16 protein-coding genes and 1 tRNA gene are annotated in these 22,416 nt (G+C 70.5%); 10 read left to right on the forward strand and 7 right to left on the reverse strand.

From position 1 onward, the window contains the following. Nucleotides 1-114 precede the first annotated feature (114 nt). Nucleotides 115-1,215: a DUF475 domain-containing protein gene (locus tag ACFWPT_RS06875; protein WP_380480105.1), complete on the forward strand. Its 1,101-nt coding sequence runs from the start codon at nucleotides 115-117 to the stop codon at nucleotides 1,213-1,215. Between the two features lie 70 nt (nucleotides 1,216-1,285). Here the strand turns inward: ACFWPT_RS06875 and ACFWPT_RS06880 are convergent, their stop codons facing one another. Continuing rightward, nucleotides 1,286-2,449, reverse strand: a complete 1,164-nt coding sequence (locus ACFWPT_RS06880; protein WP_380480107.1) for a DUF2637 domain-containing protein — start codon at nucleotides 2,447-2,449, stop codon at nucleotides 1,286-1,288. 373 nt (nucleotides 2,450-2,822) lie between these two features. Here ACFWPT_RS06880 and ACFWPT_RS06885 point away from each other — a divergent pair, with 373 nt between their 5' ends. Continuing rightward, a complete protein-coding gene (locus ACFWPT_RS06885) occupies nucleotides 2,823-3,569 on the forward strand; it encodes a hypothetical protein (RefSeq protein ID WP_063347436.1) in 747 nt (248 codons plus the stop codon). A gap of 99 nt (nucleotides 3,570-3,668) precedes the next feature. Here the strand turns inward: ACFWPT_RS06885 and ACFWPT_RS06890 are convergent, their stop codons facing one another. Next, nucleotides 3,669-4,862: a TerD family protein gene (locus tag ACFWPT_RS06890; RefSeq protein WP_380480109.1), complete on the reverse strand. Its 1,194-nt coding sequence runs from the start codon at nucleotides 4,860-4,862 to the stop codon at nucleotides 3,669-3,671. Nucleotides 4,863-5,235: 373 nt separating this feature from the next. Here ACFWPT_RS06890 and ACFWPT_RS06895 point away from each other — a divergent pair, with 373 nt between their 5' ends. From ACFWPT_RS06895 to ACFWPT_RS06905, 3 genes are all read left to right on the forward strand, one after another. Next, a complete protein-coding gene (locus ACFWPT_RS06895) occupies nucleotides 5,236-6,432 on the forward strand; it encodes an HpcH/HpaI aldolase/citrate lyase family protein (RefSeq protein WP_380374934.1) in 1,197 nt (398 codons plus the stop codon). Nucleotides 6,433-6,596: 164 nt separating this feature from the next. Further along, the gene (locus tag ACFWPT_RS06900; protein ID WP_380480111.1) at nucleotides 6,597-9,059 is read left to right on the forward strand and encodes a phosphoribosyltransferase; all 2,463 of its coding nucleotides are present in this window, start codon (nucleotides 6,597-6,599) and stop codon (nucleotides 9,057-9,059) included. Beyond that, nucleotides 9,059-9,934 (forward strand): HAD family hydrolase, encoded by an 876-nt coding sequence (locus tag ACFWPT_RS06905; RefSeq protein ID WP_380480113.1) that lies wholly within the window; start codon nucleotides 9,059-9,061, stop codon nucleotides 9,932-9,934. The genes ACFWPT_RS06900 and ACFWPT_RS06905 overlap by 1 nt, the downstream gene beginning before the upstream one ends. Nucleotides 9,935-9,950: 16 nt before the next feature. Here the strand turns inward: ACFWPT_RS06905 and ACFWPT_RS06910 are convergent, their stop codons facing one another. Further along, nucleotides 9,951-10,181 (reverse strand): zinc ribbon domain-containing protein, encoded by a 231-nt coding sequence (locus ACFWPT_RS06910; RefSeq protein WP_063347431.1) that lies wholly within the window; start codon nucleotides 10,179-10,181, stop codon nucleotides 9,951-9,953. A 70-nt stretch (nucleotides 10,182-10,251) separates the two neighbouring features. Beyond that, nucleotides 10,252-11,613, reverse strand: a complete 1,362-nt coding sequence (locus ACFWPT_RS06915; RefSeq protein ID WP_380480137.1) for a hypothetical protein — start codon at nucleotides 11,611-11,613, stop codon at nucleotides 10,252-10,254. A 168-nt stretch (nucleotides 11,614-11,781) separates the two neighbouring features. Here ACFWPT_RS06915 and ACFWPT_RS06920 point away from each other — a divergent pair. Continuing rightward, a tRNA-Val gene (locus tag ACFWPT_RS06920) sits at nucleotides 11,782-11,853 on the forward strand. Between the two features lie 65 nt (nucleotides 11,854-11,918). Here ACFWPT_RS06920 and ACFWPT_RS06925 read toward each other — a convergent pair. Further along, the gene (locus ACFWPT_RS06925; protein ID WP_380480115.1) at nucleotides 11,919-12,065 is read right to left on the reverse strand and encodes an integrase; all 147 of its coding nucleotides are present in this window, start codon (nucleotides 12,063-12,065) and stop codon (nucleotides 11,919-11,921) included. A gap of 610 nt (nucleotides 12,066-12,675) precedes the next feature. Between ACFWPT_RS06925 and ACFWPT_RS06930 the strand changes: the two genes are divergently transcribed. Continuing rightward, nucleotides 12,676-13,827, forward strand: a complete 1,152-nt coding sequence (locus ACFWPT_RS06930; protein ID WP_380480117.1) for a hypothetical protein — start codon at nucleotides 12,676-12,678, stop codon at nucleotides 13,825-13,827. Between the two features lie 413 nt (nucleotides 13,828-14,240). Here ACFWPT_RS06930 and ACFWPT_RS06935 read toward each other — a convergent pair whose 3' ends face one another. After that, nucleotides 14,241-15,284: a DUF4365 domain-containing protein gene (locus ACFWPT_RS06935; protein WP_380480119.1), complete on the reverse strand. Its 1,044-nt coding sequence runs from the start codon at nucleotides 15,282-15,284 to the stop codon at nucleotides 14,241-14,243. Between the two features lie 630 nt (nucleotides 15,285-15,914). Here ACFWPT_RS06935 and ACFWPT_RS06940 point away from each other — a divergent pair. Continuing rightward, nucleotides 15,915-18,422, forward strand: coding sequence for an ATP-dependent Clp protease ATP-binding subunit (locus tag ACFWPT_RS06940; RefSeq protein WP_380480139.1), 2,508 nt, complete (start codon nucleotides 15,915-15,917; stop codon nucleotides 18,420-18,422). 207 nt (nucleotides 18,423-18,629) lie between these two features. Here ACFWPT_RS06940 and ACFWPT_RS06945 read toward each other — a convergent pair whose 3' ends face one another. Next, complete coding sequence (locus ACFWPT_RS06945) at nucleotides 18,630-19,505, reverse strand: metallophosphoesterase (protein WP_063347425.1); 876 nt, start codon at nucleotides 19,503-19,505, stop codon at nucleotides 18,630-18,632. A 225-nt stretch (nucleotides 19,506-19,730) separates the two neighbouring features. Here ACFWPT_RS06945 and ACFWPT_RS06950 point away from each other — a divergent pair, with 225 nt between their 5' ends. Beyond that, on the forward strand, nucleotides 19,731-20,645 hold the full coding sequence (locus tag ACFWPT_RS06950; protein ID WP_380343765.1) for a serine protease: 915 nt from the start codon (nucleotides 19,731-19,733) through the stop codon (nucleotides 20,643-20,645). 243 nt (nucleotides 20,646-20,888) lie between these two features. Then, complete coding sequence (locus tag ACFWPT_RS06955; protein WP_380480121.1) at nucleotides 20,889-22,379, forward strand: S28 family serine protease; 1,491 nt, start codon at nucleotides 20,889-20,891, stop codon at nucleotides 22,377-22,379. Nucleotides 22,380-22,416: the final 37 nt, after the last annotated feature.

Here is a 22,416-nt window from a genome sequence, read left to right on the forward strand (position 1 = left end):
TCATGAGAACAGAGGGCAGTGCGGGGGTGACCTGACCGGGCCCGGCCCGGTCAGGGCGTCTCGGGACGAGGCCGCCCCCGGCACGGCCCGAAACCCGAAAGGTAACCAAGTCCCGTGTTCCTCCGCACTTTCGGCTGGTCGTTCGCGATCACCGTCCTAGGCCTGATCGCGGCCGGACTGCTCTGGGGGGCCCAAGGATTCGGCATCGTGCTGATCCTCTCCATCCTGGAGATCTCCCTGTCGTTCGACAACGCGGTGGTCAACGCCACGGTGTTGAAGCGGATGAACCCGTACTGGCAGAAGATCTTCCTGACCGTCGGCGTGCTCATCGCCGTCTTCGGCATGCGGCTGGTCTTCCCGCTGCTGGTGGTCGGCCTCACCGCGAAGCTCAACCCCGCGACGGTCATCGACCTCGCGCTGCACTCCGACAAGACGCACGACGGCCTGACCTACGGCCAGTACCTGGAGGCGGCCAACCCCGCCATCGCGGCCTTCGGCGGCGTCTTCCTGCTCATGATCTTCCTCGACTTCGTGTTCGACGAGAAGGAGCACAACTGGCTGGCCTGGATCGAGCGCCCGCTGGAGAAGGTCGGCAAGCTGGACGCCTTCTCCAGCGTCGTCGCGCTGGTCGTGCTGGTGCTGGCCTCCAACTTCTTCGCCGGGGAGCACGCTGAAACCGTTCTGCTCGCCGGTGTCCTCGGCCTGATCACCTATCTCGTGGTCGGCGGCCTCTCCTCGATCTTCGAATCGGGTCTGGAGGAGGACGCCGAGCGCGAGGAGACGGCCGAGAAGTCCGGCAAGTCGATCCTCCAGGTCGGCGGCAAGGCCGCGTTCTTCCTCTTCCTCTACCTGGAGGTCCTGGACGCCTCGTTCTCCTTCGACGGCGTGGTCGGCGCGTTCGCCGTCTCCAGCGACATCTTCCAGATCACCCTGGGCCTGGGCATCGGCGCGATGTACATCCGCTCGCTGACCGTCTTCCTGGTCCGCAAGGGCACCCTGGACGACTACGTCTACCTGGAGCACGGCGCGCACTACGCGATCGGCGCGCTCTCGGTGATCCTGCTGGTCGGGATCAAGTACCACATCCCGGAGATCGTCACCGGCCTGATCGGCGTCGCCTTCATCGGGCTGGCGCTCGGCTCGTCGATCCTGCGCAACCGGCGCGAGGGCGCGCAGGACGAACCGGAACTGGTGAGTACGAGTACCGGCGAGTAGCCCGCCGGGTACGCGAAACGGCCGCCTCCGGGAATCCGGGGGCGGCCGTTTCGCGTCGCGGTGCGCCCGCTCAGCCGAGCTGCTGCTCGATCGCGCGCAGCTTGCGCTCCAGCGAGTCCAGCTTGGGCATCGACAGGGTGTCGTCGTCGGCCGTCAGGTCGATGGCCGAGCTGCGGTAGGACGAGCCCGAGGCCGATCCGACGGACGAGGACGAGGAGTAGGACGACGAGTAGGACGAGGAGGACGCCGACGAGGACGGCGCGTACGACGAGCCGACGGCGGCACGCGGGCGGCGGCCGGCGTCCAGCGCGGCCGGCTCCAGCGGGCCCGAGGCGGCCTGGTACGAGGAGGCGGTGTCCGACTCGGCGGCTAGGGCAGGCTCCGTAGCGGTCTGGCCGTCGCCGGCAGCCGTGAGCGCGGGCACCTGGCGGCCGCCGCGGGCCCGGGCGAGCATGCCGCCCTGGCGGGAGATGGCCTTCAGCTCGGCCCGCTCGCGGCGGTCGGCCGTGCGGGCCCGCACCTTGGCGTCCAGCTTGGCCTGGCGCTCCTCGCGCACCTCCTCGACCGCCTCGTCCAGGCTGCGGACGTTCTCCAGCAGCATCAGCGACCAGGCCGCGTAGGTCTCGCGCGGGGCGCGCAGCCAGCGGACGATCCGGATCTGCGGCAGCGGGCGCGGCACGAGCCCCTGCTCGCGCAGCGCGGCCTTGCGGGTCTGCTTCAGCGCGCGGTCGAACAGGATCGCCGCCGAGATCGACATGCCGGAGAAGAACTGCGGGGCGCCGTCGTGCGTCACGCCGCGCGGCGCGTGCACCCAGTTGAACCAGGCCGAGGCGATCGCGAACACCCAGACCAGCAGGCGGGAGCCGAGCGCGGCGTCACCGTGGCTGGCCTCGCGCACGGCGAGCACCGAGCAGAACATCGCGGCGCCGTCGAGGCCGAACGGGACGAGGTACTCCCAGCCGCCGGACAGCCCCAGGTTCTCCTTGCCGAAGCCCACCAGGCCGTGGAAGGACAGCGCGGCCGCGACACCGGCGCAGCAGAACAGCAGCGTGTAGGAGGAGATGCCGTAGATCATCTCCTTGCGCCGCCGACGCTCCTCGCTGCGCTCCCAGGAGTCGCCGGCCTCTTCCTTCTTCGTGTTCTTGAAACGCAGCGTCGCCAGCAGGACGGCGACGAACAGCAGGGCTGCGCCGCCGACGACGGTCCAGACCAGCTGTATGGAGGTCAGGTTCATTGCGGGTCGGGCCTCGGGTTTCCGCAGGGGACGGGTTCACAGAGCGACACAGGCGGTCAGCTCCCGCTACTCGGGGAGCGCCTGACGGTTCGTTCGTCGCCGCACGGCGTACCCGCCGCACCCGCGCAGGGGCGGACGGGACACCTGTGCGGCTAGACGATATCGCGTCCGAAGGGGCGGCATGTTACGGGAGGGGGGCTTCCTCCCGCCAATCGACCCGCCGACCGCTCCACTCGTCGACCCGGCGGTGAGCGCCGGGGGGCCCGACGGGGTAGGGGAGGGGGAGGTTTGGGTATCCGAGGGCCGGGCTGATGCCCGATCATGGAGCGGCGGACCGTCAGATTGCCTGACGGGAGCAGGGGGAGAGGGCGGGATGGTCTCGATCTGGGAGTACCTGCGCGGGGAGCGGAACTACACCTTCGACAACCCGGGCGGTCAGCACAAGGTCATACTCACCAAGTCGACCCCGCAGCACGCGATCACCGGGGCCGCGGCCACCACCGGCTACCTCTACGTCAACCTGCACTGGACCACCCGCTCCGGGGCCGTCCGGCCCAGTGCCCGGGAACGCGCCAAGCGCCTCTTCAGCCCCCGTATCCTGCGCCCGCTGGAGCCGGACTCGGTGCAGAACGAGCAGGTCAACGTCGACCTCGACCTGGCGTGCATGTACGAACTGTCCGACGGGAGCAGCGGCGTGGTGCAGCCGCTCGGCGGCTACTTCGGCGACCTCCGGCAACCGCCGTACATCAAGCTCAGCGGCGACGACCAGTACGGGGCGCCGTCCGGCGAGACGATGTACGTCAACCTGGAGAAGAAGGACAAGTTCAAACGGCTGCTGATCTTCGTCTACATCTACGACGGCACGCCGGCCTTCGAGCAGTCCCACGCGGTGGTGACGATCGTGCCGCAGACCGGGCCGCGGATCGAGATCAAGCTGGACGAACGGGCCCGGGCGGCGCGCTCGTGCGCGGTGGTGCTGATCGAGAACGCGGGGGACAACCAGCTGACGGTGCGCCGTGAGGTGCGGTACGTCAACGGGTTCCAGGCGGACATCGACCGGCTGTACGGGTTCGGGCTGCAGTGGCAGCGCGGGTACAAGAGCCAGGGCGGCTCCGACTAGACCCTGTCCGGCCTGGGCCCTGTCCGGCCCGGCCCTGTTCGGTCCGGCCCTGTTCGGTCCGGTCGGAGCCGGGCGGCGGTCATGCTCTGGGCAGACCGATCAGCGGGGCTGGAACTGCGGGCCCTGCGGCGGCAGGGCGAACTCCTCGCCGGTGGGCGGCTGGGCCGGTGCCTGGGCCGGTGCCTGGGCCGGTGGTTGCGCGGGGGCCTGGGCCGGCGGCTGCTGGCCGGTGCCGGCGTGCGGGTAGCCGTAGCTGCCGGGGTGCTGCTGCGGGGCGGGCTGCTGCTGGTGCGGGTAGCCGTAGCCGGCGCCCTGCTGCTGCGGGTACGGCTGGGGGGTCGGCTGCGGGTACCCGTAGCCGGTACCGGGCTGCTGCTGCGGATAGCCGTAGCCGGTGCCGGGCGGCTGCTGGGGCTGCGGCTGGTGCGGGTAGCCGTACCCGGTGCCGGGCTGGTGGGTCGGGGGTGCGGGCGGGGCCGGCGCAGTGGCCGGGGGAACGGCGGGCGGCGCGGTCGGCGGGGGCGGCACCGCGCCGGTGGCGGCCGCGGCGGGCTGCTGCTGGGGCCGGCCCTGGGGGGTGGCCGACGGCTGCGGGACGGCCGGGGCCAGGGTGAAGGTGCCGGGCTCGGGCGGGGCGGTCGGGCGCGGGGCGGGCAGCGGGGTGCTGCGGGGGTCGACGGCGGCGGTGGGGGTGACGGTGGGGGTGGCCGTCGAGGCCGCCGCCGGGGCCGCGTCGGCCTCCGCCTCGTCGTCGACGGTGATGCCGAAGTCGGTGGCCAGGCCGATCAGGCCGGAGGTGTAGCCCTGGCCGATCGCCCGGAACTTCCAGGCGCCGGAGCGCCGGTACAGCTCGCCCGCGACCAGGGCGGTGACGTTCTCGCCGTCGGAGATCGCGAACTCGGCGAGTGCGGGCGCGACGTCCCCGGCCGTGGCGTCGAAGAGCAGCAGGCGCAGCCCGGGCACCGTGCGGAAGGAGCCGCCCTCGGAGGAGCCGGCCAGCACCACCCGGTCGACGTCGGCGGGCAGCTTGGCGAGTTCGACCTCGATCGTGTCGATGATCTCGGCGCCGCCGGAGGTCTGCTGCTTGGGCAGGTGGCGCACCAGGCCGGAGGGGTGCCGCGGCTGGTTGTAGAAGACGAAGTCGGCATCCGAACGGACCTTGCCGGTGGCGCCGAGCAGCAGCGCGGACGCGTCCACGTCCGGCGCACCGGGCGTGGCGCTCCAGCGCAGCACGGCGCGGACCGCCGCAGCCGGCAGTGCGATGTTGGCGCCCTTGGCCATCACGTGCGTCATAGCCGACCATCCTGCCCGTTCGCCACCCCTTCGGACAACGTGACCGGGACCGTCGGAACCAGGTCGGACTTTGCCAAGACTTGCGCTTGCCGGGGGTTTGCCGGTGCTCGACCGGTGATCGGTGATCTGGACGGCGATGTTCCGGGAGTTCAGTGCCGAGGAACCGGGGACGGCCGGAATCCGTCCGTACGATGGGCGGTCCAAGGGCCCGCCGGGGTCGGGCGGAGGGGGGCCCGCCGGCGTCCGTCCGGGAACCACGGAGCCCCGTGGACCGGTTAACCATGGTGTCGCACCGCTGGATCGCGGTGTCGTCCCGCGCCGCCGAACGCCCCGGCAACGGACCGGCGGCCGTCAAACCTCTGAGGAGAGCACCTTGCGCCATTTCGGCCACCTCGCCGACGACGTACGCGGTCGCCTCTTCCTCGAACCGCCCCGGCCGTTCACCGCGCGGAGCGAGGCCGCGGTGCTGGCCACCGCCCTCGGCGGCACCCTCTACAGCCCCGCCACCCGGCCCGCGCTGGCCGCCGACATCCGCAAACAGGCTGCTCGGGGCGTGGTGTCGATGGTGCTCTGCCTGGAGGACGCGATCGCCGACCACGAGGTGGACGCGGGGGAGCGGAACCTGATCGAGCAGTTGAATGACCTGGTCAGGGATTTCACCGACTGCACACAAAGCCACCCCCTGCTCTTCATCAGAGTTCGAGCCGCCTCCCAGATCCTCGACCTGGCCGAGCGGCTCGGGCCGGCCGTCGAGCTGCTGAACGGGTTCGTCCTGCCGAAGTTCACCACGGAGACCGGCGGCGCGTACCTGGCCGCCCTGGCCGCCGCCGAGGCCGCCACCGGGCGCCGGCTGTTCGCCATGCCCGTCCTGGAGTCACCCGAACTCGCCCACCTGGAGACCAGGCGCCAGCAGCTCTTCGGCATCGCCGACCTGCTCGCCGGGCACCGGGAGCGGGTGCTCGCCGTCCGCCTCGGCGTGACCGACCTCTGCTCCGCGTACGGCCTGCGCCGCTCGCCCGACCTCACCGCGTACGACGTCGCCCTGGTCTCGGCGGTGATCGGCGACGTGGTCAACGTGCTCGGCCGGGCGGACGGCACCGGGTACACCGTCACCGGTCCGGTCTGGGAGTACTTCCCGGTCCAGGAGCGGATGTTCAAGCCGCAGCTGCGCCGCACGCCGTTCGCCGAGGCCCCCGGGACGGCCCGGGCCTCCGGCGAGGAGGTCCGCCGGCGGATCATCGAGCACGACCTGGACGGGCTGATCCGGGAGGTCGAGCTCGACCGGGCCAACGGCCTGCTCGGCAAGACCTGCATCCACCCCAGCCACGTCCCCGCCGTGCACGCCCTCTCCGTGGTCACGCACGAGGAGTACTGCGACGCCCGGGACATCCTCCGGCAGGAGCAGGACGGCGGCGGGGTCCTGCGCTCGGCGTACACCAACAAGATGAACGAGGCCCGGCCGCACCGGGCCTGGGCGGAGCGGGTGCTGCTGCGGGCGGAGGTGTTCGGGGTGGCCCGGGAGGACGTGAGCTTCGCGGAGCTGCTCGCGGCCTGCCTGTGCGGGGAGTGAGGGGGCTGAGGGGGCTGTCCGCAGCCGGCCTGAACGGCCCGACCGATCCGACCGATCCGACCTATCCGACTGATCCGAAGACCGCACCACCGCACCATGCGAAGACCGCACCACCGCACCATGCGAAGACCGCACCACCGCACCATGCGAAGGCAGGACCAGCAGTGACAGCACAGCAGACGTGGACCGGCCGTTGGGTCGCCGACCGGGCCGGCATCGCCCTGACCGGATCGGACCGCCTCCCCGAACTCGTGGGCCTGGCCCTGCGTTCCCAGAACCCGAAGCGCGCCCACCTGCTGGTCTCCACCGTGCTCGGCAAGCACGTCCCGCAGCGGCCCGCGGTCGTCCACGGTGCCGGGCTCGAACTCGGCCGGCAGGTACGCGAGTTGCTCGGCGACGAGGCCGCCGCGCGGGCCGTCGTCCTCGGCTACGCGGAGACGGCCACCGGCCTCGGCCACAGCGTCGCCGACGGCCTCGCCGCCCCGTACCTGCACTCCACCCGCCGCCCGGTGCCCGGCGTGCCCCCGCTCGGCGGCTTCGAGGAGGAGCACTCGCACGCCACCTCGCACCTGCTGCTCCCCGCCGATCCCGAACTCCTCGCCGGTGACGGCCCGTTGGTGCTGGTCGACGACGAGTTCTCGACCGGCCGCACGGTCCTCAACACCATCCGTGAACTGCACGCCCGCCACCCCCGCGACCACTACGTCGTCGTCGCCCTGGTCGACCTGCGCTCCACCGCCGACCGCCGCCGGCTCGCCGACACCGCCGCCGAACTCGGCGTCCGGCTCGACCTGGTGGCCACCGCCAGCGGCGCCGTCCAGCTGCCCGCCGACGTCCTGGACCGCGCCGAGCGGCTGATAGCCGAGGCCGCCCCCGCCCCCGCCGCACCCCCCGGAACGCCCGCACCGCTCGCCCGGGTCGACCTGGACTGGCCCGCCGGGCTCCCCGACGGCGGCCGGCACGGGTTCACCGCCCGCGACCGCGCCCGACTGGACGCCGCCCTGCCCCGCCTGGCCGGACAGCTGGCCGACGCACTGCCCGCCACGGCGCGGCGCGTGCTGGTCCTCGGCTTCGAGGAGCTGATGTACGCCCCGCTGCGGCTGGCCGGCGCACTCGCCGACCGGCTGGGCGGCGACCGCGTCCGCTACTCCACCACCACCCGCTCGCCCGTCCTCGCCGTGGACGACCCCGGCTACGCCATCCGCACCCGCCTCGCCTTCCCCGCCCACGACGACCCGCAGGACGACGCGTCGCGCGAGCGCTACGCCTACAACGTCGCCCCCGGCAGCGACCCGGCCCGCCGCTTCGACGCGGTCGTGCTGGTGGTCGACGACGTCGCCGACACCCCCGCCCTGCGCGAGGGCGAGCGCGCCCTGCTCGGCCAGCTGCGGCAGGTCACCGACCAGGTGGTGCTCGCGGTGCTGCCCTCCCACCGGCCGGTCCGGCTGCCCTCCCATCGGCCGCCCCACGGGCCTTCCCGCCTGCCGTCCCCGTTGTACGGCCCGGCGTTCTCCTCCTACCGGCCCGACGAGGTGGCCTGGCTGCTCAAGGACCTCTCCGGCGTCCCGCTCGAAGCCCCCACCGAGGAGCGCGAGGAGGCCGTCCAGAACGGCGGCGCGCACTACGCCGAGTCGCTGCCGGTCGAGTACCAGCCCAGCCCCGAGTACCAGGAGCTGTTCCACCAGGCGCTGCGCGCCTCCGCCCGCCGCATCGCGCTCGCCGCCGGCACCGTCGCCGAGACCCTGCTGCGCGAGCGCGGCCCCGGCCTGGTGCTCGCCTCGCTGGCCCGGGCCGGCACGCCCGTCGGCATCCTGATCCGCCGCTGGCTCGCCCACGCCCACGGCCTCGACACCCCGCACTACGCCGTCTCCATCGTCCGCGGCCGCGGCATCGACCCGGTCGCCCTGCGCTACCTGGCCGCCCACCACCGCGCCGGCGACGTCGTGTTCGTCGACGGCTGGACCGGCAAGGGCGCGATCACCCGCGAACTCGCCGAGGCCCTGGCCGGCACCGGCTTCGACCCGGACCTCGCCGTCCTCGCCGACCCCGGCCGCTGCGCGCGCACCTACGGCACCCGGGACGACTTCCTGATCCCCTCCGCCTGCCTCAACTCCACCGTCTCCGGCCTGGTCTCGCGCACCGTGCTGCGGCCCGGCCTGATCGGCCCGGACGACTTCCACGGGGCCAAGCACTACGCCGAACTGGCCGGCGCGGACGTCTCCGCCGCCTTCCTCGACACCGTGGCCGACCACTTCGACGCCGTCCGCCCGGAGGCCGTCGCCGCCGCCGACCGGCTGTCCACCGCCCCGGACCGCACGCCCGACTGGGCCGGCTGGGCCGCCGTCGAACGGATCAGCACCGAGTACGGCATCGACAGCGTCAACCTGGTCAAGCCCGGCGTCGGCGAGACCACCCGGGTGCTGCTGCGCCGCGTCCCCTGGCGGGTCCTCGCCCGGCGCGGCGCCGGCGCCGACCTCGACCACGTCCGGCTGCTCGCCGCCCAGCGCGGCGTCGAGGTCGAGGAGGTGGACGGCCTGCCGTACTCCTGCGTCGGCCTCATCCACCCCCGCTACAGTCGGGGAGCGACCGGGGCCTCCGGTAGGACCGTTGTGGTGAAGGAGTCCTGATGAACGCCGATGTCCTCGTCGCCAGCGACCTCGACCGGACGCTCGTCTACTCCAACCGGGCCCTCGCCCTGGACGTCCCCGACCGGCTCGCGCCCCGGCTGCTCTCCGTCGAGGTGCACGACGGCAAGGCGCTCTCGTTCATGACCGAACAGGCCGCCGCGCTGCTCGTCGAACTCGTCCGGCAGGCCTGGTTCGTCCCCGCCACCACCCGCACCCTCGCCCAGTACGAGCGGATCAACCTGCCCGGCCCGACGCCCGGTTGGGTCCCCGCGTACGCGATCTGCGGCAACGGCGGGCACCTGCTCGTCGACGGCGTGCCCGACCAGGACTGGCGCACCGAGATCACCGCGCGGCTCGCCTCCGGTGCGGCCCCGCTGGAGGAGGTCGTCCGGCAGCTCGCCCTGAGCGCCGACCCGGAGTGGACGCACAAGCGCCGCGTCGCCGACGGGCTGTTCGCCTACCTCGTCGTCGAGCGCGCCGCACTGCCCGGCGGCTGGCTCGACGAGCTGACCGGCTGGTGCGCCGGACGCGGCTGGACGGTCTCGCTCCAGGGCCGCAAGGTCTACGCCGTCCCCGCGCCGCTCAGCAAGAGCGCCGCCCTCGCCGAAGCCGTCCGGCGCACCGGCGCGTCCACCGTGCTCGCGGCCGGCGACTCACTGCTCGACGCCGACCTGCTGCTCGCCGCCGACGCCGCCTGGCGGCCCGGGCACGGCGAACTCGCCGACGGCGGCTGGACCGCCCCCGGCGTCACCGCCCTCGACGAGGTGGGGGTGGCGGCGGGGGAGGAGATCGTCCGACGCTTCCTCGCCCGGGTGGCCGCCGCGTCCGGCGTGCCCGTCGTGCCCGGCGTGCCCGGCGCGCCCGTCGCTTCCTGAGCGGAAGCGGCAGCGGTCAGCCGCAGCAGCCGCCGCCGCAACAGCCCCCTCCGCCACCACCGTTGCCGGAGGGGGCCTGGCGCGGGGCGCCGCCCGAAGCGGAGCCGGTGACGGCGACGGCGGACAGCAGCTTCACGGTGTCCTCGTGGCCCTGCGGGCAGACGGCGGGGGCGCCGGCCTGCGCCATCGGGCGGCGGAGTTCGAAGGTGGCGCCGCAGGAGCGGCAGCGGAAGTCGTAGCGTGGCATACCGGCAGGGTACCCAGGCGGAGCCCTGCCGACGTCCTGTCGGTGCCCTGTTGGCGTCCTACTGGGGGTGCTACCGGTGCCCGCCCAGATCGCCGCGGATCAGCCCGATCACCTGCGCCGCCGTCTCCCGCACGCCCGCCAGCTCGGTCAGGAAGTGCCAGTAGTCGGGGTGCCGGCCGGCCGCTTCCAGGGTGGCCACGGCCCGGTCCAGCCGCGCCACCGCCTCGTCCAGCGGGGCGGCGTGCCGCGGGTCCGGCGCGCTGCGGCCCGTCATCGCCAGCCGCTGCGCGTCGCGCAGGGCGAACCGGGCCCGCTCCACCTCCCGGTGGGGGTCGTGCTGTACCTCGTTCAGCTGCCGCAGCCGCTCGTTCACCGCGACCACCGACCCGTCCGCGGTGTCCAGCAGCGCGCGCACCGTACCGATCGCGCCCGTCGCGTCCGCCCAGCGCTGCTCGTCCCGGGCCCGGGCGGCCTCGGCGAGCTTGCGCTCCGCCGCCCGCCCGGTCTCCGCGACCTGCTCCGACACCCGCTGGAGGTCCTGCCAGCAGGCCGAGCTGAACCGGCGGCGCAGTTCGCTCAGCGCCGGCTCGACCGTCTCCGCCTTGGTCTCCAGCGCCTGGATCCGGGTCCGCAGGCTCGCCACCCGCCGGTCGATCTCCCGCGCCCGCTCCGGCAGTTGACCGGCGTCGGCCGCGATCGCCTCGGCGCGCTGCCGGACGTCGTCCGCGCGCCGCAGCGTCGGCGCCACCCCGTGCCGGGCCGGCCCCTCGTTCAGCAGCCCGAGCTCCGGCGCCAGTTCGGCCAGCCGGGCCGCCAGGTCGTCCGCCAGCAGCCCGGCGCCGCGCACCGCGTCCAGCGCGTTGCTCGCCTGGAGCAGCGCGCGCTTCGCCTGCTCCACCGCCGGGGTGACCCGCATCAGCTGCTGCTCGGCGCGCTGGAGGGCCGGCTGCAGCCGCTGGAGGAAGTCGTTCAGCTCCGCCCGGGCCGAGCCGAGCTGCCCCTTCACGTCCTCCAGCTGGCGCCGGGCCCGCGCCGCGGCGCCGGCGTCCAGCGCCTCGTCGTCCAGGTTGTACGCGTCCAGCGCGCCCAGGTAGTTCACGGTGACCTGGTCCACCCGGCCGGTGATCCCCGCCAGGTCCGCCAGCGCCCGGCGGGCCGTCGCCTCGTCCTCGGCCGCCCGGACGGTCTCCACCGCCAACTGCACCTCGCGCTGCGTCGAGTCCAGCTCGTAGAACGCCTCCTGCGCGGCGTCCCGGGCCGCCTTGGCGTCCGCCCGCACACCCTCCCCGCCGCGCCGACCCCACCAGCCGCCCGTCCCGGCCGAGGCCAGCCCCAGCGCACCCAGCGCACCCGCCAGCACCACCGGCACCACCAGTGCGTCGGCCAGCGCACTCCCCGCCCGACGCCACCCCCGCCCGCTCCCGCCGGCCACCGTCACTGCGCGCTCCCTGCTCCGACCCGCTGATCCACCCCCATTCTTCCCGATCACCCCACCCCACCGGCACCCCCACCCGTCCCACTCCCCGACCACCCGCACCACAGCACCCCCCGGGACCAGGTACCCTAGGCAGTCGTCGTGCCCCCACCGGGCCACGACAGGGGGCGCGTAGCTCAGTGGTAGAGCGCTGCTCTTACAAAGCAGATGTCGGCGGTTCGAAACCGTCCGCGCCCACCCATGCGAAGGGCCAGTTCGGAGGCAACGTTCTCCCGAACTGGCCCTTGATCGTTTCCGGGGTCCTACTCCTCCTGCGCCACCCGCGTGCCAGATGCCCCCTGCTGCCCGAGCGCCTCACCCATCCGACCGGCGATGGCCCAGTCCCGGTCGCTGGTCATGCGCTGGTAGATCAGTGCTGCCCGGGTGCTGCTGTGACCCATCCTGGTCATGAGCTCCCGGGTGCTGGCCCCGTTCTGCGAGGCGAGGGTGTTCCCGGTGTGGTGAAGGTCGTGGAAGTGCGTTTCCTCGCTGACCCGCGGCGGCGGTGCGGGCCTTGATCCAGTCGTCCCGGAAGTTGCTCCGGCGGGGCTTGCCGCCCCGGGGTCCGATAACGCTCTGGCGGGGCTCTTGCAGCCGTTCAAGGCCTGGGGGTGGGTGTCGCCGAGGACCTGTTCGCGTTGGGCGAGCGTTGATTCCATGAGGGGGAATGGCGCGGTAGGGGTCACCGGGGGCGGTAAACGCTGTCCCAGCATGGCTATTGACCTGCTGTTTTGAGTCGGGCAGTCCTGGAATGGCGGTTGGTCAGGTCGGGCTGATCCGATCGGTAATGGCCCAGTAGCGATCGCCTGACTGATAGTCATATCTCCGGGGCCGGGTGGGCCGTGCGCGCATCGGGCCGGTAGAGAACGCCTAGCAACGGCTATCTGACCTGCTCTGCTTCATCCGATTCTGTCGAGTTCCCGGAAATCCCTGTCGCTCCACTTCTAGGCCTGGGAGGATCGCGTAGAAGCCCAGGGAGTGGAGCGTAGGGTGCTGTCTGCCGCACGTCTAAGACTTGACATGGCCAAGCGAAAGGAACAGTGTCGTATAGACCTTTCCTCGCTGAAGGAAATCCCGCACGTGGACCGTCCTCGAATTGAGCGACACCTATTTCGTGCGGCGGCTCGTTCGGCCTTGCATTACGACAATCATCCACCGGTTCCTGATATAGTATTCGGCGGCTTGGCTTCCGGGGCAGCTTTTACGATTCTTGCCTTCCATTCGAGCGTGGGCACTCAGTCGTTCGCCTATGCGATTGCAAGTGTCCTATTTCTGGTATCGGCTTTATTCTCGGCTCACGCTGCGGCATACTTCGTCAGCAATGGAAGGAATCGATTTTCTCAACTGCTGGCCCACTTTGCAGGGCGAAGCTATCCATTTAGCCTGCCCTTGGTTATGGTGATTCTCGGGCTGACTTCCCACTCTCATGACGCCAGGCCGGTGCCTGCGATTTTCAAGGTCGGCGTTATCCTCTATGACGCTGCGATTCTTGCGCAGATCCCTCTCGCTCTGCCTAGGTGGTGGAGAATCAGAAAGGCCCGCCGGCGGCTCCCGCAGGCGAATATTGACGTGGTGATTCTTGGCCTTCTCCGTGTGGCTGGGAAGGTTGCGCGCTCCAATCAAAGGAACCTGTGGAAGAATAAGAGGCATGTCGGGTCGATATTGCGAGAGATTGAGACGATTGCTTGGGCGGTCGAGTTTAAGTCTCCATTTTTGGATCTGACCCCAAGGGAGGATCGGGAGGTTCGCGCGCATGTGCGCATCGAGGGGGCAAAGCTTGCGGCTGTGATCAGGTCTCACAAAATCCCCCTTGCCATGGCTCTTGATTTCTCGACATTCTCAAAAGTTGAAGCATCGCTCTGTCAAGCATTTGTTGCCTGGGTCGATAAGGACTGGGGCGGGCTGACGGCTAACGCCCCAGAAATATCGGTTCCCCGGAGATGGTTCTCTATCTGGCAACGTCTTTGGCCAAGTGCGGTCCTGGCGTCATTCGCCTTCGCATTGCCGATGATTCCGCAAATCGCATCTAGTGGCGCTAGTTCGAGCATCCGCATCAGCCTTATTGTCGCGGCGGCATTGTCTATCGCAACTGGCGGAATTCCAGTTGCTGACCGAGTGCAAGATGCAGTCAGTAAGTCGCTAGCGTGGCGTGGGGTAGGCGATCAAAAATAGTTGCTATTCAGCTCTAGGGGCGGAGCAGCAGGCCATGCGTGCGACTGGCCACGCTGGACGCGTCGCGCCGGGACCGGGCGCCAGCCCGCACGCCCGGCGTCGGCCGCCTGGGGAGGGGCGGCGGCGACCGCCCGGACAGTGGCAGCAGGGTGGCTGGGGCGGGCGACTCTGCGGTTTTACCCACCTCTCCGGACCCGGGGCCCGTGTCGAGCAAGACTGGGGGCCACTCGGCCAAATGCGGTTAGGCCCAAATGCCCTGACCGAGTCGCAGCAGCTTAAGGCCCCCCGGATCATGCTCGACCCCAGACCAGACAGGACACCGGCCAAAACCGCCCCACCGCCCGTAAATTTGGCCTGCGAGGGGGCACGTTGGAGCAGCCACGGTGGCATAGGAGCGATTATGCACGTGTCCGTTACTCTTCGGGGATACTGTCGCCGTATGCATTGCGCAACCTTCGCCGCTTTGAATACTCCCTGCGCACGTAGAAGGCCCCGATTTGAAAGATGCAAACTTGGGCCACTACTGGCATTTCGTCAACAAAAATCCATTCGAAGGTGTAATTTACGGGCCAGGAATTACCCATGTGGCCGATGCCTACATACCAGCCTGAGAAGAGTAGTGTATATGCGCCATATCGTAGAGCATATCGCCGCTTCTTATGCCTCTCCTCTTTCCCGAGATTCAAGAGATGCATGATTGTTCCATAGAAGCAGATAAGCCAAAGCCAGCCCGGACGGTCCTCCCGTTCGGCTGCCTGGTACAGACCGGGTCCTTCCATTGCCAGTACTAGAGCCATCACAGCGTATGTGCCAAGCTTGATGCTTCTGCCTAGGAGCTTCGGGTGGCGCTCATGGAACTCCACTTCTGCGACAGCGGATGGCATCGAGTGGCCTCCGAGGGGATGTTCCTCGATGTGGTTCGAGTCGCGATGCCTTCGACGTCGAATGGCTTCGCCGATCTGAGCCCTTAGTCCAGTGCTGGTCTGCCGATCGAAATGGTCATCCCGTGCAATAAATGACCTGACCTCTGCGACAGCGGCAGAGATGGTGCTTCGATCAAGTATGGAGGTCTCGCTCAGCGGCACGCTGCGAGGCCTCTTCCCCTTTGTGATTTCTGAGAGGAGGTACTCGGTGAGATTGACCCAGAAAAGCTTCCTTATTTCTGGGTCATAAACAACTCCGATTACAGGGATTCGGCTGAGAGACCAATCCTCGATGTGATCTCTGCAGGGGATGCCATAGCCCACAGCTCGTCGATATTTAAGGCCGCTCTTTACTTGGACTGCAACAATGTCGCCGGTTCGGCGACCGTGTTCGGTGAAGCTAAGGTAGCAGTCCTCGCCGTAGTCGTTTCCGCCATCAATTTCCTGGACGATGTGGCCAGCGGACTCCATGAGTGATCGAAACTCGTTGACTCCGGCGCGCTCGGTCTTCTTGGTGCCAAGGACTTTCGCCATCGCCGCCTCCCCATCAGCAAGTTGGGCTCATGTTAGGCGAGGCCACTGACAGGATGAACCCGGCAAGCGTCGCACTGATGGCCGGCCGCCCTATGACCTCGACGTAGATGTGATGCAGCAGAGCGCGTTCCGGCGAGTTGGCCTGCGCATGGCAGGCTGACGGCCAGCCCCCACCGCAGCTGGGCGTCCGAGCATGATCCGGACCGGTGGCGGACCGGAGTAGCATCGCTAACGCGTTACCGGCATCGACTTGTGAGCGTGCCACAGGCGTGCCAGAACGGGTGGTACGTGGCGGTCAGTCACGGGTGCCGGCGGTGCGGTGGCCGGGGAACGGGCACGGGCGGGTGAGGTGCAGGTCGGGGCGGGTGGCGGACGCCAAGCCTTACAAAGCAGATGTCGGCGGTTCGAAACCGTCCGCGCCCACCACCGTTCGGAGGGCCGGTCCCGGGAGGCACATGTCTCCCGGGGCGGGCCCTTCGTCGTTTCCCGGGCCGCTCGGTCGGTGCGGCGGGCGGGGCGGGGGAGGCGGGGATGCCGTCAGGTGGGAGGGGGCGGGGCTCGGGAGGCGGGGTGGGGTGGGCTGTGTTTGGGTGGCTGCACACCGCTTGGGAGAGGTGATCCTCCGTGACCATGCCCCCGTTCGGATCGAGTGATCCGTTCTCCGATCTGCTCAGCCGCTTCTTCGGGATGAGTCCGATGGCCTCCCCGCCCGCCGTGCAGCGGGTGCCGATCGGGCGGTTGCTGAGCGAGTCCTCGCAGGAGTTGCTGGGGTTGGCCGCGCACCGGGCCGGCGAGGACGGGATCAGTGATCTCGACACCGGGCACCTGGCCTGGGCGGCCACCCGGGTGGAGCCGTCGCGCCGGATGCTGGAGCGGGCGGGGATCGACCCGGACCAGCTGGCCGGTGACCTGGAGCGGTCGCTGCCGTCCGGGGATCCGGCGGCGGTGGACGGGCAGCCCGCGCTGACGCCGTCGGCCAAGCGTGCGCTGCTGGCGGCGCATGCCCGTTCGCAGGCGGCCGGGGCCTCGTACATCGGGCCGGAGCACATCCTCGGCGCGCTGCTGGACCAGGAGCGGTCCGGGGCGGGGACGGCGCTGCGCAACGCGGCGCCCTCGCAGGAGGCGTTGAGGACGGTGCTGGAGGGGCGCGGTGTCGGCGGGGAGCGCAGCAGCACGGGCGCGCACCCGAGTGAGACGCCGACGCTGGACGAGTACGGGCTGGACCTCACCGAGGCGGCGCGCTCGGGCCGGCTGGACCCGGTGGTCGGGCGGGCCGAGGAGATCGAGCAGACCGTCGAGATCCTGTCCCGCCGGACCAAGAACAACCCGGTGCTGATCGGCGAGCCGGGCGTCGGCAAGACCGCGATCGTGGAGGGGCTGGCGCAGCGGATCGTCTCCGGGGACGTGCCGCAGAGCCTGCGGGACAAGCGGGTCGTCACCCTCGACCTGACCGCCCTGGTGGCCGGCTCCAAGTACCGGGGCGAGTTCGAGGAGCGGCTGAAGAAGGTGATCGACGAGGTCACGGCGGCCGAGAAGAGCGTGATCCTGTTCCTGGACGAGCTGCACACCGTGGTCGGCGCGGGTTCCGGCGGCGAGGGTTCGATGGACGCCGGCAACATCCTCAAGCCGGCGCTGGCGCGCGGTGAACTGAGCGTGGTCGGTGCGACGACGCTGGACGAGTACCGCAAGCACGTGGAGAAGGACGCCGCGCTGGAGCGCCGCTTCCAGCCGGTGCTGGTGCCCGAGCCGAGCGTCGAGGAGACGGTCGAGATCCTGCGGGGGCTGCGGGACGCGTACGAGGCGCACCACCAGGTGCGGTTCACCGACGAGGCGCTGGACGCGGCGGCGACGCTGTCCGACCGGTACGTCAGCGACCGCTTCCTGCCGGACAAGGCGATCGACCTGCTGGACCAGGCCGGTGCCCGGGTGCGGTTGCGCAGCCTGAGCGGCTCGACCGAGGCGACCGGGGTGCAGGACCGGATCACCAAGCTGAAGCGGGAGTTGGACGAGGCCGTCGCGGACGAGGAGTTCGTGCGGGCGGCCAACCTGAAGGCCGAGCTGCGGCAGACCGAGGACGAGTTGGCGGCCGTCGCCGAGTCCCGCGAGGAGGTCGTCGACGTGACCGCCGACGACATCGCGCAGGTGCTGTCGTCCCGGACCGGCATCCCGGTCGCGGAGTTGAACGCGACCGAGCGGGAGCGGCTGCTCAAGCTGGAGGAGCACCTGCACGAGAAGGTGATCGGCCAGGACGAGGCGGTCACCGCGGTCGCGCAGGCGGTGCGCCGCGGCCGGGCCGGGATGGGCGACCCGGACCGGCCGACCGGCTCCTTCCTCTTCCTCGGGCCGACCGGGGTGGGCAAGACCGAGCTGGCGAAGGCGCTGGCGGCGCTGCTGTTCGGCGACCCGGACCGGATGATCCGCTTCGACATGAGCGAGTTCCAGGAGAAGCACACCGTCTCCCGGCTGGTCGGCTCCCCGCCCGGGTACGTCGGCTACGACGAGGCCGGGCAGCTGACCGAGGCCGTCCGCCGCAAGCCGTACAGCGTGCTGCTCTTCGACGAGGTGGAGAAGGCGCACCCGGACGTCTTCAACCTGCTGCTCCAGGTGCTGGACGACGGGCGGCTGACCGACGCCCAGGGGCGGACGGTCGACTTCCGCAACACCGTGGTGATCATGACCAGCAACATCGGCTCGCAGCGCATCCTCGACCACGCCGGGAACGTGGACGAGATCCGTGGCGACCTGATGCGCGACCTGCACCAGCAGTTCCGGCCGGAGTTCCTGAACCGGATCGACGAGGTGATCGTCTTCCACGCGCTCACCCGGAAGGACCTGCTGTCGGTGGTCGGTCTGCTGCTGGAGCGCAGCCGGCGTCGGCTCAAGGCGCAGGACGTGCAGTTGGAGGTCACCGAGGCGGCCAAGGAGTGGCTGGTCAACCGCGGGTACCAGCCGGAGTTCGGGGCCCGGCCGCTGCGTCGGACGATCCAGTCGGAGCTGGACAACCGGGTGTCCAACCTGCTGCTGGACGGCACGGTGCAGGAGGGCGACACGCTGATCGCGGAGGTGAGCGACGGCGACCTGGTGGTCACGCTCGCCCGGCCGGAGGCGTCGGCGACCTTCGAGGAGGCGCAGGAGTAGGCGCAGGAGGAGACGCAGGAGAAGGAGTAGGCGCAGGAGGAGACGCAGGAGAAGGAGTAGGCGCAGGAGGAGACGCAGGAGAAGGAGTAGGCGCAGGAGAAGGCGCAGGAGGAGACGCGGGACAAGGCGGGGGCGGAGGAGCAGCAGGCCTGATCCGTCGGAGATCTGCCCCGCCGCCGGACGGTCCGGCGGCGGGGCAGCGCGTACCTACGCCTGCGGGAAGACCTCGCGCAGCAGCGGCTCCGGCAGCCCGCGCTTGCGCCACTCGCGCGGGTAGCCGAGCGAGACCTCCTCGAACGGGACGCCGTCGTAGCTGGTCTTGCGGGGGATGTGCAGATGGCCGTAGATCATCGCCGCGGTGTTGAAGCGGCGGTGCCAGTCCGCGGTCAGTTCGGTGCCGCACCACTGGGCGAACTCGGGGTACCAGAGGATCTCGGTGGGGTGGCGGACCAGCGGGTAGTGGTTGACCAGGACGAGCGGTACGTCCGGGTCGCAGGCCGCCAGCCGCTGCTCGGTCAGCCGGACGCGCTCGCGGCACCAGGAGTCGCGGTCCGGGAACGGGTCCGGGTGGAGCATCCGCTCGTCCGCGCAGACGATGCCGCTCTCGTAGGCGGCCGCCAGGGACTCCTCCTTGGTGGTCGTGCCCGGCGCGCGGAAGGAGTAGTCGTACAGGAGGAAGAGCGGGGCGATGCGGACCGGCCCGCCGGCGCCCTGCCAGAGCGGGTACGGGTCCTCGGGGGTGAGCACGCCGAGGTTCCGGCAGAGGTCGACCAAGTGGTCGTAGCGGGCCACGCCGCGCAGCTGCACCGGGTCCTCGGGGTGGGTCCACAGCTCGTGGTTGCCGGGGGCCCACACCACGCGGGCGAAGCGTTCGGCGAGCAGTCCGAGCGCCCACTCGACGCTGGTGGTGAGTTCGGCGACGTCTCCGGCGACGAGCAGCCAGTCGTCGGGGGTGGTGGGCCGGATCTTCTCCACCAGGTCGCGGTTCTCCTGGTAGGAGATGTGCAGGTCGCTCACGGCGAGCAACCGCCCGCCCGCCCCCGTGGGCTCCGACGGCGCGTCGCTGCGGTACTCGGTAGTCACTCCTGCCCCCTGTGGTCACCCGTCCGATGTCGCCACAGTACGTGGCGGACGGGGGCCGTGGGGCGGGTTGACGCGATCGGCCGTGCGAAGGGAGGGGCCGGCGGACCGCCGCCACCGCGCGAACGAGCCATTGCGGCCGAAGTGCTTTCTTGGTGTCGTCTTGACTCTTGACAGTGAGTCATGTCCGCGACAGCTTTGGTGCACCCCCACACCGAGAGGTCTCTCATGAAGAAGCCGCTCATAGGCATGCTCGCCACCGTCCTGGTCGCCGGAGCAACCGCCCTCGCCGGCGCCCTCCCGGCCCAGGCCGCCACCGCGGAGGCCCCCGCCGCCGTGTCCGTCGCGGCCCAGGACGGCCAGTCCCTGAGCGCCCAGGCCCAGGTCACCGACACCAAGGCGGCCCCCCGAGCCGTCAACTTCGCCGGGACGGTGGCCCTCAACAACTGTTCCGGTTCGCTGGTCCGGATGCCAGGCTCGGCCGCGAGCGACCCGGCCCTCGTCCTGTCCAACGGCCACTGCCTGGAGTCCGGCATGCCCGGCCCCGGCGAGGTGATCCTCAACCAGCCCTCCAGCCGGACCTTCACCCTCCTCAGCTCCAGCGGCAGCGGGCTCGGCACCCTGCGCGCGACCAAGGTGGTCTACGGCGCCATGACCGACACCGACGTGTCGATCTACCAGCTGAACACCAGCTACGCCTCGATCCAGTCCCGGTACGGGATCGCCCCGTTGACCATCTCCGCCGCCCACCCCACGCAGGGCACCTCGATCAAGGTCGTCTCGGGCTACTGGAAGAAGATCTACTCCTGCTCGATCGACGGCTTCGCCTACCAGTTGAACGAGGCGGACTGGACCTTCAAGGACTCGGTCCGCTACACCTCCGGCTGCAACGTGATCGGCGGCACCTCCGGCTCGCCGGTGGTGGACGCGAACACCGGGCAGGTGGTCGCGGTCAACAACACGATCAACGAGAACGGCGAGTCCTGCACCCTCGACAACCCGTGTGAGGTCGACGAGAACGGCTCGGTGACGGTGCACCAGGGCATCGGCTACGCCCAGGAGACCTACGGCATCCCGGCCTGCTTCGCCGCCGGCAACCGGTTCGACCTCACCCTGCCCGGCTGCACCCTGGTCCGGCCCTGACCTGAACCGTCACGACGGTCCTGGCCTGAGCTGATCCGACCTGGCCCGGCCGCCGCCCCGCGCCCGACCGCCACGTCGTGACGGAACCGGGGCGACCCCGCTGACCAGCACCGATCCCCGATGGGCCACCCGCGAACGGCGGGTGGCCCATTCGGCCGTCCACCAGGCGGCCGGCGCACCACCCGTGCCGCACTGTCGTCCCGACAGGGCGGCAGTCATATCCGTGTGACCAATGGAGAGTTGATGACCACCACGCTGCGAAGGCTGCTGGTTTCCGTCCTGCTGATACCGCTGCTCGCGCTCGGCGGCCTGGCGACCCCGGCGCTGGCCGCCGGTGCCCAGGGCGCCGGTACCGCCGAGGCCGCCCACGGCCGGAGCCCCGCCGACGACCCGAATGCCGACATCAAGGACCGCCTGGCGGCGATCCCCGGGGTGACGATCACCGAGGAGAAGCCGACCACCACCGGCCACCGCTACTTCCTGCTCACCTACACCCAGCCGATCGACCACTTCCGCCCCTGGCTGGGCACCTTCCAGCAGCGCTTCAGCGTGCTGCACCGGGGCTACGACCGCCCGACCGTCTTCTACACCAACGGCTACACGCTGGGCACCAACCCGTCGCGCACCGAGCCGACCCGGCTGGTGGACGGCAACCAGGTGTCCATCGAGTACCGGTACTTCACCCCGTCGCGCCCCGAGCCGGCGGACTGGTCCAAGGCCGGCATCCGCCAGCAGGCCGCCGACTCGCACCGGCTGGTGACCGCGCTCAAGCGGATCTACCAGCAGGAGTGGCTCTCCACCGGCGCCAGCAAGGGCGGCATGTCCTCCACCTACTTCCGCCGCTTCTACCCGGACGACGTCGCGGGCACGATCGCGTACGTGGCGCCGAACAACACCGACGTCAACGACTACGCGGCCTACACCAACTTCTTCCGCACCGTCGGCACCCCCGAGTGCCGGGCCGCGCTGAACGCCGCCCAGCGCGAGCTGCTGGTGCGCCGCGACCGCCTGGAGACCCGCTACGTGGCCGACAACAAGGCCGCCGGCTCGACCTTCAACACCCTCGGCACGCCGGACCGGGCGTACGAGGCGGGCGTGCTCGACGTGGTCTGGGCGTTCTGGCAGTACAGCACCGAGGCGGACTGCGCCAAGGTCCCGGCCGCGGCCACCGCGACCGACGACGCGCTGTACGCGTGGTTCGACTCGCAGTCCGGCATCACCGGCAACAGCGACCAGTCGCTGGCGAAGTACACCGCGTACTACTACCAGGCCGCGACCGAGCTGGGTGCGCCGTTCTTCGACGTCTCGCACCTCAAGGGCGTGCTGCACTACGACTACAAGGAGCTGTACTCGGCCCGGTCGTACGTGCCGAAGGACATCCCGATCTCCTTCAACCCGAACACGATGCGGGACATCGACCGCTGGGTGAAGCACGACGCCGAGCGGATCATCTACGTCTACGGCGGCAACGACCCGTGGGGCGCCAAGCCGTTCAAGCTCGGCCGGGGCAGTGACGACAGCTACGTCTACACCGTGCCGGGCGGCAACCACGGCTCCAACATCGGCCAGCTGCCGGCCGCGCAGTCGGCGGAGGCGACCGCCAAGGTGCTGGAGTGGGCCGGCCTGGGCGACCAGGACGCCGCCCGCTCGCTCGGCAAGAAGCAGCAGATCCCGCCGTTCGGCCCGCTCGACGAGGAGGGCCTGAAGCTGGAGTCGCAGCGCCACCCGCTGTAAAGCGCCACCCGCTGTAACCGGCAGGCCGTAGCGCTGT

This window comes from Kitasatospora sp. NPDC058478 (assembly GCF_042720345.1).
In the GTDB taxonomy this organism is placed as follows: Bacteria; Actinomycetota; Actinomycetes; order Streptomycetales; family Streptomycetaceae; genus Kitasatospora.

What these genes read in the sequence shown, in the direction of transcription:
- ACFWPT_RS06880 (WP_380480107.1), bottom strand. Translation starts at nt 2,449, where the DNA reads ATGAACCTGACCTCCATACAGCTGGTCTGGACCGTCGTCGGCGGCGCA.
- ACFWPT_RS06930 (WP_380480117.1), top strand. Translation starts at nt 12,676, where the DNA reads ATGGCCAAGCGAAAGGAACAGTGTCGTATAGACCTTTCCTCGCTGAAG.
- ACFWPT_RS06940 (WP_380480139.1), top strand. Translation starts at nt 15,915, where the DNA reads ATGCCCCCGTTCGGATCGAGTGATCCGTTCTCCGATCTGCTCAGCCGC.
- ACFWPT_RS06885 (WP_063347436.1), top strand. Translation starts at nt 2,823, where the DNA reads ATGGTCTCGATCTGGGAGTACCTGCGCGGGGAGCGGAACTACACCTTC.
- ACFWPT_RS06890 (WP_380480109.1), bottom strand. Translation starts at nt 4,862, where the DNA reads ATGACGCACGTGATGGCCAAGGGCGCCAACATCGCACTGCCGGCTGCG.
- ACFWPT_RS06935 (WP_380480119.1), bottom strand. Translation starts at nt 15,284, where the DNA reads ATGGCGAAAGTCCTTGGCACCAAGAAGACCGAGCGCGCCGGAGTCAAC.
- ACFWPT_RS06925 (WP_380480115.1), bottom strand. Translation starts at nt 12,065, where the DNA reads ATGACCAGGATGGGTCACAGCAGCACCCGGGCAGCACTGATCTACCAG.
- ACFWPT_RS06950 (WP_380343765.1), top strand. Translation starts at nt 19,731, where the DNA reads ATGAAGAAGCCGCTCATAGGCATGCTCGCCACCGTCCTGGTCGCCGGA.
- ACFWPT_RS06905 (WP_380480113.1), top strand. Translation starts at nt 9,059, where the DNA reads ATGAACGCCGATGTCCTCGTCGCCAGCGACCTCGACCGGACGCTCGTC.
- ACFWPT_RS06910 (WP_063347431.1), bottom strand. Translation starts at nt 10,181, where the DNA reads ATGCCACGCTACGACTTCCGCTGCCGCTCCTGCGGCGCCACCTTCGAA.
- ACFWPT_RS06955 (WP_380480121.1), top strand. Translation starts at nt 20,889, where the DNA reads ATGACCACCACGCTGCGAAGGCTGCTGGTTTCCGTCCTGCTGATACCG.